The sequence below is a fragment of the Kitasatospora sp. NPDC059973 genome, assembly GCF_042737525.1.
Classification (GTDB): Bacteria; Actinomycetota; Actinomycetes; order Streptomycetales; family Streptomycetaceae; genus Kitasatospora.
In genome coordinates this window covers 1-1,940 of record NZ_JBHWUI010000325.1, presented here as the reverse complement: position 1 = coordinate 1,940, position 1,940 = coordinate 1, and the positions used below count along the sequence as shown (strand labels likewise).

Sequence of the window (1,940 nt, the reverse complement as noted above, 5' to 3'; positions counted from 1 at the left end):
CCGAGGCTTGGGCTTTCCCCCCCCCCGCGGGGCCCGCCCCGCGGCCGGGGGCCCGCTGGGTTGGTCAGTACCCCGGGGGGGGGGTGCCCGCGCCCGGCCCCGCCCCTCGACAACTCACCACCCCGGTCATCAAGATGTGACGCCGTACCCTCCGTCACGTCCTTCACATCCGCACCGGGAGCAGCATCATGGGCCGCCTCACCTCGCACCGCACGGCCCTGCTCGGCGGCCTCACCGCCGTCTCGCTCTCGCTGACCCTCTGCGCCTGCGGCTCCGGCACCGGCGGCGCCCAGGCCGCCCCGACCCCGCTCGAATCGCCCAAGCTCACCGCGGTCGACATCAATCCGCACGACCGTGCCGAGCTCCGCCCGGGCGGCACCCTGCGGGTCGCGGTCGCGCAGTACTCCACCCAGTGGTCGCCGATCCACACCGACGGCAGCGAGTCCTCCACGGTCACCGTCACCAAGCCGCTGCTGCCGACCTTCTTCCGCTCCGACGCGGCCGGCACCCAGAGCATCAACCCGGCCTACCTCCAGGACGCCCGGTCCGAGCTCCGGGACGGCCACCAGGTCGTCACCTGGACGCTCAACCCGAAGGCGAGGTGGTCCGACGGCACCCCGCTCACCTGGCGCGACATCGCGGCCAACTGGCACGCCCTGAACGGGAAGGACCCCGCCTTCAAGGCCTCCAGCAGCACCGGTTTCGAGCTGGTCTCGTCGGTCGAGCGGGGCCGGGACGACTTCCAGGCCGTGATGACCTTCGACAAGCCGTTCTCCGAGTGGCAGTCGATGTTCAACGGCGCCGCCAACGCCCCGCTGCTGCCCGCGAGCCGGATCGCCACCGCGGACCTGTTCAACTCCGCCTACCTGGACGCGATACCGGTCACCGCGGGCCCGTTCAAGGTGGAGAAGCTGGACCGGGCCGCGCAGACGGTCACCCTGGTCGCGGACCCCGGGTGGTGGGGCGAGAAGCCGCTGCTGGACCGGATCGTCTTCCGTGCCATGGTGCCCAACACGATGGCCGCCGCCTTCGCCAAGGGTGAGATCGACTTCTTCAACAACGGCCCCGACGTGGCCGGCTACCAGCTCATCAGGAGCACCAAGGGCGCCGCCGTGCGCCGCGCCGGCGGGCCCGACTTCCGCCAGTTCACGCTGAACAGCCGCAGCCCCCTGCTGACCGACCCGGCCGTCCGGCAGGCCCTGTTCCAGGCGATCAACCGGGACGCCATCACCCGCTCCGACCTCAGCGGCCTGGACTGGCCCACCGTCACCCTCAACAACCACCTGCTGGTGGCCAACCAGAACGCCTACCGGGACAACTCGCTCGGCCTGAGCCGGTTCGACCCGGCCGACGCCGTCCGCAAGCTGGACGCGGCGGGCTGGAAGCTCGACGGCGACGTCCGCAAGAAGGACGGCCGGGAGCTGAACCTGCGGATGGTGATCCCGGCCGGGGTCACCCAGGCCCAGAACGAGGCCGCCGTGACCACCCGGATGCTCAAGGACGTCGGCGTCAAGGTCACCACGGTGACCGCCGCCGCCAACGAGTACTTCGACAAGTACGTCAACCGCCACGACTTCGACATCGCCGCCTACTCGCTGCTCGGGACGCCCTTCCCCGCCAGCGGCAACCGGGCCAACTTCGTCCAGAACGGCGGCACGAACCACTCCCTGGCCGGCAGCGCCACCGCCGACGCCGCCCTCGACCGGGCCGCCGCCGCGACCGACGCGGCCACCGCCTTCGAGGCCATCAACCAGGCCGACGGCGAGCTGTGGAAGGTGGCCGGGGTGCTGCCGCTCTACCAGCGCCCGCAGCTGTACGGCGCCCGCGCCGACCTGGCCAACATCGGTGCGCAGGGCCTGTCCGACATCGTCTGGGAGAACGTCGCCTTCCAGCGGTGAACGGCCGGGCGGGCCGGGCCCCGGGGAGCACGCCCCGGGGCC

Annotated in this window: 1 protein-coding gene; it reads left to right on the top strand. The window is 72.1% G+C overall.

The window, feature by feature from the left end; genetic code table 11:
* Positions 1-188 precede the first annotated feature (188 nt).
* Positions 189-1,898: an ABC transporter family substrate-binding protein gene (locus ACFWA9_RS38655; protein WP_380394190.1), complete on the top strand. Its 1,710-nt coding sequence runs from the start codon at positions 189-191 to the stop codon at positions 1,896-1,898.
* The last annotated feature ends 42 nt before the right edge of the window (positions 1,899-1,940 follow it).

Coding starts and splice junctions, on each gene's coding strand:
- ACFWA9_RS38655 (WP_380394190.1), top strand. CDS start 189: ATGGGCCGCCTCACCTCGCACCGCACGGCCCTGCTCGGCGGCCTCACC.